The sequence below is a fragment of the Micromonospora sp. DT44 genome, from assembly GCF_049841635.1.
In the GTDB taxonomy this organism is placed as follows: domain Bacteria; phylum Actinomycetota; class Actinomycetes; order Mycobacteriales; family Micromonosporaceae; genus Micromonospora.
The window spans coordinates 20,586-29,048 of record NZ_JBNCKS010000073.1 but is presented as its reverse complement, the minus strand read 5'-3'; the positions used below and the strand labels follow the sequence as shown (position 1 = coordinate 29,048).

The following is an 8,463-nucleotide window of genomic DNA, read 5'->3' as shown; positions in this document are numbered from 1 at the left end:
ACCAGCACCCCACCACACCAACAAGACCTGTCAACCACTCCTGAACAGCCCAAACAGGATGAGACAAGCTCCTGGATTGAGCGCGATCATGGTGAGCTCACCGCGACGGATCTTGACGAGGGGTGCGGCCCGCCAGCGGGGATCTTGACCAGGGCGGGGCGCCGTGGTCGAGTTCGAGGATGGGTGAGCAGTGGCGGGCGCAGTTCGACGCGGAGGTGAGCATCGCCAACGGCGGCGGGCTGCGTACCGAGGGGTTCCGGCTGGACGTCCCGGGGCAGGAGATCAGCGACGACGACCTCGCCGCGCTCTTCGTCCGGCATCTCGGGCTGCTCATGGTCGCCGAGGTCCGGATCAGCGCGAAGACGATGATCGAGGAACCGCACAAGGGTGGCCGCGCCGTCGCCACGACCGGCGGCGGTCGTCGGCTGGTGGAGTTGAGCCACGTCATCAGCGACGGGATGACCACCCTGCCCGGGTGGCCGGGCCCGCGGATCACCGACTGGCTGACGTACGCGGCGTCCCGGGAGCGGTACGCGCCGGGCACCGAGTTCCACGTGGCCCGGATCGACATGATCGCCAACACCGGCACGTACGTGGACACCCCCGCCCACCGCTGGGCCGGTCGCGAGGATCTGACCGGGGTGTCGTTGGACCGCCTCGCCGACCTGCCCGGAGTGGTGGTCCGGGTGCCGGCCGACACCCGAGCCGTGGATCGGCTGATGCTGGCGCCGTACGAGGTGGCCGGGCGTGCGGTGCTGCTGCACACCGGGTGGGACGCGCACTTCGGCGCCGAACGGTACGCCGCGTCGGAGGCGCCGTACCTGAGCGAGGACGGCGCCCGGGCACTGGCCGACGCGGGCGCGGCCCTGGTCGGCATCGAGTCGATCAACATCGACGACATGAGCCCGGCGGCGAACGGCGTACGCCCCGCGCACAGCGTCCTGCTCGCCGCCGGCATCCCGGTCGTGGAGCACCTGACCGGCCTGGGCGCGCTGCCGCCGACCGGGTTCCGGTTCACCGCGGCGCCGCCGATGGTGGCCGGGATGGGCACCTTCCCGGTCCGCGCCTTCGCCGTGGTCGAGAGCTGAGGCCGTGACGGTCACGCAAGGCCGTGCGGTGCCGAGCAGGTCGAGAGTCGGGGGAAGCTGTGCCCGCTGAGCAATTCGGTAGTGATCCGCGTCGGCACACCACCCCGGCCCGTTGGCGGGTGCTGGGGCATCCGGACGGGATGCTGATCTACCAGGTGCGCTGCATCGTCGAGAACCACGGGTGGACGGAGACCGTCACCCAGGACCATCACAAGATCATGCTGGGTCGGTCCGGGGTGTACCGGCGTCGGCTCAACGGGCGGGTCGAACTCTCCGACGCCACCTCGGTGCTGCTCACCCGGCCCGGGGACGACATGGCCGTGGCGCACCCGTTCGGCTGCGGCGACTCGTACACCTGCCTGGAGATCGATCCGTCGGTGCTGGCGGAGCGGCCGGACGCCCAGCGCTGGATGGACCGGAGTGGATGGGCGGGCACCTCGGACGCCACGCTGGACCTGGCGCACCGGCTGCTGGTGGCCGAGTTCCGGCGCGGGCTCGACGGGTTCGAGATGGCCGAACGGCTCCAGCGGTTCCTGGCCCGCCTGCTGCAACACAGCGACCTCGCTGCCGACGAGGTGGACGCCGAGGTCGAGCGGGCCGTCCGCCGACGGCCGGCGACGCTGGCCGCGCACCGGCGGCTCGCCGACCGGGCACGCGAGGTGCTGGCCCACTCCGGCTTCACACTCGGCCTGGGCGAGGTCGCGCGGGAGGTGGGCAGCTCACCGCACCACCTCAGCCGGGTGTTCCAGCGGGTGACCGGCAGCAGCCTGACCGCCTACCGCAACCGCCTGCGGGTGCGCGCCGTACTGGACACCCTCGCCGAGCCCGACGGCCGTCCGCTCGGCACGCTCGCCACCGAGTACGGCTTCGCCGACCAGGCGCACCTGACCCGGGTGGTCCGCGAGCAGGTGGGCCATCCTCCCGCGCGCCTGCGTCGACTGCTCGCCCCCGCCGAGTCGGACCCGACCGTCACCGCCTGACACCCGACCGTCACCGCCTGACCCCGGACGCGGGATGGAGGTGCCGTACCTGGGGGAGTACGGCACCTCCACGGGCGCAGGTCCGGCCGGGCTTCGGGCCTCCCCGAACAGGCCCGCGTGCTCCGGGTCGGCCACCCTGCGGGGCGACCTCCGGACCGACGAGAACCATCGTCGCCGCGACACCTTGAACAGGTCTTGAAGAAAATTGCTCGTCTGCGCCGGGTTGACGGTCAGGATCGGACGCCCACCCACAGAAAAGCCGCAAGAAGGGCAAAAAGCACCCTAGGCTGGCCTGGTGGACGAGTCGCCGGAGGTCCGGATACGCGACCAGATCCCCCGTACCGTCGGACTACTGCTCGGCACCCTGACGCTGGCCGTCGCGTTCATCGCCGCGTACGTCGGCGCCCTGCACCAACCCCACCCCCGCGACGTGCCGGTCGGCGTGGCGAGCGGCGACCAGGCCGCACGAATGGTCCTGACCGCCGTCCGCGACCGGACCAACACGATCAAGGCCATCGAGTACGCCGATCCGGGCGCCGCCGACGACGGTCTGACCAGCCGGGAGGTGTACGGGGTACTCGGCTCCACCACCGACGGAGGGCTCGTCCTGACCACCGCCAGCGCCAGCGCGCCGGCCGCCACCGAGGTCGTCGTCCAGGTCCTCACCGCCGCCGCCGAGCAGACCCGGATGCCCCTGCGGGTGGTCGACGAGGTGCCGGTCGCCGACACCGACCCGCGCGGTCTGGTCCCGTTCTACCTGGCGATCGGGTGCGTCCTCGGCGGGTACCTGGCCTCGACCGCGCTCGGCATCTCCGTCGGCACCACTCCGCGCACCCTGCGCCGCGCGGGCGTACGGATCGGCGCACTCGCCGTCTACAGCGTCGTGCTCGGCATCGCCGGCGCGGTGATCGTCGGCCCGGTGCTGGACGTCTGGCACCACAACCTGCCGGCCGTCGCCGGCACCGGCATGCTCGCCGCCTTCGCCGCCGCGATGGTGGCTGCCGCCGTGCAGGGCTGGTTGGGCGTGCTCGGCACCGGACTGGTGATCCTGCTGCTGGTGGTGCTCGGCAATCCGGGTTCCGGCGGCATCTACGCCCCGGAGTTCCTGCCCACCTGGCTGCGCGGCATGCACCGGTGGAACGTGCCCGGGCTCGCCACCGATCTGGTCAAGTCGGTGGTGTACTTCGACCGACGGTCGATCGGCTGGCCGCTGACCGGGCTGGCGCTGTGGGCGGTGGTCGCCCTGGCGGCCCTGCTCGCCGCGACCGTGGTGCGGGGAGGCCGGGCACGCAACCGCGCAAGACCCTGAGGTGATCTCCGGGGTGTTCCGTCTCACGACGCGGCACGCCCGGAGCCCCTCCTGCCGGGGGGCCAGTCGCGGATACCATCCAGGGAGTCGGACAGCGCTGTCCTTCGTACTCACGTAAGGAGCGCATCGTGACCGACCAGCACGACCACGACGGCCCGGACGCCGCGCTGCGCGCCGACATCCGCCGGCTCGGTACCCTCCTCGGCCAGACCCTGGCCCGCCAGGAGGGCCGCCCGCTGCTCGACCTCGTCGAGGAGATCCGCGCCCAGGTACGCTCCGATGTCCCGGCCGCCGCCGAGCGGCTCGGCGGGCTCGACGTGACCACCGGCACCAAGCTGGCCCGCGCCTTCTCCACCTACTTCCACCTGGCCAACATCACCGAGCAGGTGCACCGCGCACGGGACCTGCGCCGCCGCCGCGCCGTGCAGGGCGGCTGGCTCGACCAGGCAGCCAAGATGATCGCCGAGCGGGGCGTGCCGGCCGAGGAGATCGCCGCCGTCGCCCGTCGGCTGGCGGTCCGGCCGGTCTTCACCGCCCACCCCACCGAGGCGGCCCGCCGCTCGATCCTGTCGAAGCTGCGGGCCATCGCCGACGAGCTGGACACCGAGACCGCCAACGCGATCCTCTACGGCGCGAGCGACGAGGGCCCGGCCAACCGTCGGCTGGCCGAGCTGCTGGATCTCATGTGGCAGACCGACGAGCTGCGGCTGGACCGGCCGGATCCGACGGACGAGGCCCGCAACGCCATCTACTACCTGCGGGACCTGTATGCCGAGGCCGCGCCGCAGGTGCTCGACGACCTGGCCGACACCCTGCGCACCCTCGGCGTGGAGACATCGCCGACGGCCCGCCCACTGAGCTTCGGCACCTGGATCGGCGGCGACCGCGACGGCAACCCGTTCGTCACCCCGGCGGTCACCCGCGAGGTGCTGACCATCCAGCACGAGCACGGCATCGCCGCCACCGAGAAGGCGATGGACCACCTGATCAACGAGGTTTCGGTCTCGCGCCGGCTGCGCGGGGTGTCGCTCGACCTCTCCGCCAGCCTCGCCGCCGACCTCGACGCGCTACCCGAGGTGGCGCCCCGGTTCCGCCGGGTCAACGCCGAGGAGCCCTACCGGCTCAAGGCGCGCTGCGTGAAGGCCAAGCTGGCCAACACCCGGCAGCGGCTGCGCCAGGGCACGGCCCACGTACCGGGTCGGGACTACCGCGGCTCGGCCGAGCTGATCGCCGACCTGGACCTGCTGCGCGCGTCGCTGGCCCGCAACTCGGGGCAGCTCACGGCCGTCGGCCGGCTGGCCTCCACCATCCGTACGGTGTCCGCGTTCGGCCTGCACCTGGCGACCATGGACGTCCGGGAGCACGCCGAAGCGCACCACGCGGTGCTCGCCCAGCTCTACGAGGCCGTGGGCGAGGTGTCCGACTACCCGTCGTTGAGCCGGCTGGAACGCACCAAGCTGCTCGCCGACGAGCTGACCGGCCGCCGACCGCTCTCCACCGCGGACACGCCCCTGTCCGAGCTGTCCCGCAAGACGTTCGACGTGTTCAGCACGATCCGGGAGGCGCAGGACCGGTTCGGCAACGAGGTCATCGAGTCGTACATCATCTCGATGACCCTGGGCGTCGACGACGTGCTCGCCGCCGTGGTGCTCGCCCGCGAGGCCGGGCTCGTCGACGTGCACAGCGGCCGGGCCCGCATCGGCTTCGTGCCGCTGTTGGAGACCCCGGGCGAGCTGAACGCCGGCGGCGAGATCCTCGACGAGCTGCTGTCGCTGCCCGCGTACCGGGCGCTGGTCGCGGCCCGTGGCGACGTGCAGGAGGTCATGCTCGGCTACTCCGACTCCAACAAGGAGGCGGGGATCACCACCAGCCAGTGGTCGATCCACCGGGCCCAGCGCGCGCTGCGTGACGTGGCCGCCCGCCACGGCGTACACCTGCGGCTCTTCCACGGTCGCGGCGGTACGGTCGGGCGCGGCGGTGGCCCGACCCACGAGGCGATCCTGGCCCAGCCGTACGGCACGCTGGACGGCGCGATCAAGGTGACCGAGCAGGGCGAGGTCATCTCCGACAAGTACACGCTGCCCTCGCTGGCCCGGGAAAACCTGGAGCTGACCCTCGCGGCGGTTCTCCAGGCGACGCTGCTGCACACCGCGCCCCGGCAGCCGGCCGAGATGCTGGAACGCTGGGACGCGACGATGGACGTGGTGTCCGAATCGGCGTTCCGGTCGTACCGGTCGCTCGTCGAGGACCCGGACCTGCCGGCGTACTTCTGGGCGTCCACCCCCACCGAGCTGCTCGGCGCGCTGAACATCGGCTCCCGGCCGGCGAAGCGTCCCAACACCGGTGCCGGCCTGTCCGGGCTGCGGGCCATCCCGTGGGTGTTCGGCTGGACGCAGACCCGGCAGATCGTGCCGGGCTGGTTCGGCGTCGGCTCCGGCCTGGCCGCCGCCCGCGAGGCCGGACACGCGGACGTGCTGGCCGAGATGAACCGCAACTGGCACTTCTTCCGGACGTTCCTGTCGAACGTCGAGATGATGCTGACCAAGACCGACCTCAGCATCGCCCGCCGGTACGTCGAGACGCTGGTGCCGAAGAAGCTGCACCCGATCTTCGAGCAGATCGAGCAGGAGTACGAGCTGACCAAGCGCGAGGTGCTGGCCGTGACCGCCTCGCCGGCCCTGCTGGAGAACTCCCCGGTGCTTCAGCGCACCCTGGCCGTGCGCGACACCTACCTGGAGCCGCTGCACCACCTCCAGGTCGCGCTGCTGCGCCAGTACCGGGAGTCCGGCGCGGCGGGCCGGGCGATCGCCACCGCACCGGGTGGTCGACGCGCTCCCAGCGACGGCACGGCCCTGGAACGGGCGCTGCTCACCACCGTGAACGGCATCGCCGCCGGCATGCGCAACACCGGCTGACCAGACAGCACGGCAACGGGCCCCGGTCGAGTCGACCGGGGCCCGTTTTCGCAATGGTGGTCAGCGGTACGTGCCCGTTACGAGCGGGTGCCCGGCCGTCGTGTCGTCACCAGTCGCCGCCGCCGAAATCGCCACCACCGAAATCGCCACCGCCGAAGTCACCGCCGCCGAAGTCACCGCCACCGAAACCCCCGCCGCCGAAGTCGCCGCCGGCATAGTCACCGCCGCCACCGAAGTCGCCGCCCTGGTCGCCGTAGTCGCCGCCCTGGTCCCCGGCGTCGGCACCCTGGTCGTCGGCGGAGTCGGCACCGTCGCCGAAGCCCTCCTGGTAGCCCTGGTCATAGCCGTACCCCGGATCGGCGAAGGCCGGCGAGAACAGCGCGTCGGCGATCAGCATGCCGCCGAGCACGCCAGCGCCCGCGCCGAGCGCGGTCTTCCACCACGGCGTCGAGTACCAACCGGCCGGCACCGGTCGGCCCTGGTACCGCCCACCCGGGTAGTAGTAGGGCGTCTCCCGACCCGGCTGCGGGCCCGCCCGGAAGGTCTGGCCCTGCACGTCGACCTCGCGCTCCTTGGTGAGCTGCCCGACGCCCCGCGCGGCGGCGAGCGCCGGCACCTCGGGGCCGGGGTCGATGCCCAGCGCGGTCCGCGCCGCCCGGATGTACGCCAACCCCTCCAGCGCGGTCTCCCGGGCGAGCGCGAACTGGTTCGGCGTACGCGCCTGCTCCAACTGCGAACCGGCCGCGTTGTAGCGCTCCCCCGCGTCGGCGAGCGCCTGCCGGACGGCGGGCTCCTCACCCTGCAGGGTCATCAACTGGCCGCCGAGGCGCTCGTACCACCGTTGCGCCTCGGCGCGGGCGTCGCCGAGCGCGACACGCCGCTGGGCGTTGGTACGGGAGTAGGCGAGCAGGCCGGCACCCACCACGGCGGCGAAGACGACCACCAGGCACAGCAGAGCTTCCATGTCAACGAACGTACCCCCGGGTGTCACGTCGTACCCGTCTGGCAAGCTCCGGTGATGGACGTCTCGACGTTGCTGGTGGTGATCGTGTGCCTCGGTGCCGGCGGGGCGGTGGGTTGGTTCGCGGCCCGGTCCCGGTCGGCGGCCGACATCGCCCGGCTGGACGCCACCCTGACGGCCACCCGCGAGGGCGAGGGGCGGCTGGAGCAGTCCATGCGGGCGCTGAGCTACGAGGCCACCGCGCAGTCGCAGGAGGCGGTGGCCCGGGCCGTGGCGCCGCTGCACGACAGCCTGCGGCGCTACGAGCAGCGGGTGGCCGAGCTGGAACACGACCGCGTCGACGCGTACGCCGAGCTGCGCGAGCAGGTCCGCTCGATGAACGCCGTCTCCGGTGAGCTGCGCACCGAGACCAAGCAACTGGTGGCCGCGCTGCGCGCGCCACAGGTGCGGGGCCGCTGGGGCGAGCACCAACTGCGCCGGATCGTCGAGGCGGCCGGCATGCTGGAGCACTGCGACTTCTCCGAGCAGGTGACCGCCGCCACCGACGAGCAGGTCGTCCGCCCGGATCTGGTGGTACGCCTGCACGGCGGCCGGTCGGTGGTGGTGGACGCGAAGGCGCCCTTCGACGCGTACCTGACGGCCATGGAGGCCCGCGACGAGCGCGGCCGGGACACCTACCTCGACGCGCACGCCCGACACCTGCGCGGGCACGTCGACGCCCTGGCCGCCAAGTCGTACTGGTCCGCGTTCGACAGCTCGCCCGAGTTTGTGGTCCTGTTCGTCCCGGCCGACCCGTTCCTCGACGTCGCGCTCCAACGCGATCCGACGCTGCTGGAGCACGCGTTTGCCCGCAACGTCGTACTGGCCACGCCGGCCACCCTGGTCGCGCTGCTGCGCACGGTGGCCTACTCGTGGCGGCAGGAGGCGCTGGCCCGCAACGCGGTGGCGGTGCACACCCTCGCCCGGGAGCTGTACGGCCGGCTCTCCACCCTCGGCGACCACGTGGGCAAGCTCGGGTCGTCGCTGGCCGGCGCGGTGACCGCGTACAACCGGGCGGTCGGCTCGCTGGAGGCGCGGGTGCTGGTCAGCGCCCGCAAGCTCGCCGAGCTGGGCGTCTCGGACGAGGAACTGGCGGCCCCCGCCCAGGTCGAGCTGACCCCGCGCCAGCCGCAGGCGCCGGAGCTGCTCAACGACGTCGACCGCTGACGCG

The 8,463-nt window shown here is 72.6% G+C and carries 6 protein-coding genes; 5 read left to right on the top strand and 1 reads right to left on the bottom strand.

The genetic code is table 11. The features are described from left to right. The first annotated feature begins 179 nt into the window (after window positions 1-179). The 4 genes from ACLQ25_RS29295 to ppc all read left to right on the top strand — a co-directional run bounded on the left by ACLQ25_RS29295 (window position 180) and on the right by ppc (window position 6,292). Window positions 180-1,088 carry a cyclase family protein gene (locus ACLQ25_RS29295; RefSeq protein ID WP_425733981.1) on the top strand — a complete coding sequence of 303 codons (909 nt, stop codon included), beginning with the start codon at window positions 180-182 and terminating at the stop codon, window positions 1,086-1,088. A 59-nt stretch (window positions 1,089-1,147) separates the two neighbouring features. Next, a complete protein-coding gene (locus ACLQ25_RS29290) occupies window positions 1,148-2,068 on the top strand; it encodes a helix-turn-helix domain-containing protein (protein WP_425733980.1) in 921 nt (306 codons plus the stop codon). A 295-nt stretch (window positions 2,069-2,363) separates the two neighbouring features. Beyond that, entirely contained in the window at window positions 2,364-3,377 is a 1,014-nt protein-coding gene (locus tag ACLQ25_RS29285) for a hypothetical protein (protein WP_425733979.1), read from the top strand. Between the two features lie 128 nt (window positions 3,378-3,505). Next, window positions 3,506-6,292, top strand: coding sequence for a phosphoenolpyruvate carboxylase (gene ppc, locus ACLQ25_RS29280; protein ID WP_425733978.1), 2,787 nt, complete (start codon window positions 3,506-3,508; stop codon window positions 6,290-6,292). A 106-nt stretch (window positions 6,293-6,398) separates the two neighbouring features. Here the strand turns inward: ppc and ACLQ25_RS29275 are convergent, their stop codons facing one another. After that, a complete protein-coding gene (locus tag ACLQ25_RS29275; protein WP_425733977.1) occupies window positions 6,399-7,256 on the bottom strand; it encodes a hypothetical protein in 858 nt (285 codons plus the stop codon). Between the two features lie 54 nt (window positions 7,257-7,310). On the opposite strand from ACLQ25_RS29275, the gene ACLQ25_RS29270 reads away from it, so the two are divergent. Further along, on the top strand, window positions 7,311-8,459 hold the full coding sequence (locus tag ACLQ25_RS29270) for a DNA recombination protein RmuC (RefSeq protein ID WP_425733976.1): 1,149 nt from the start codon (window positions 7,311-7,313) through the stop codon (window positions 8,457-8,459). Window positions 8,460-8,463: the final 4 nt, after the last annotated feature.

Excerpts from the sequence above, each read along its gene's own strand:
- ACLQ25_RS29295 (WP_425733981.1), top strand. The coding sequence starts at position 180 with ATGGGTGAGCAGTGGCGGGCGCAGTTCGACGCGGAGGTGAGCATCGCC.
- ACLQ25_RS29275 (WP_425733977.1), bottom strand. The coding sequence starts at position 7,256 with ATGGAAGCTCTGCTGTGCCTGGTGGTCGTCTTCGCCGCCGTGGTGGGT.
- ACLQ25_RS29270 (WP_425733976.1), top strand. The coding sequence starts at position 7,311 with ATGGACGTCTCGACGTTGCTGGTGGTGATCGTGTGCCTCGGTGCCGGC.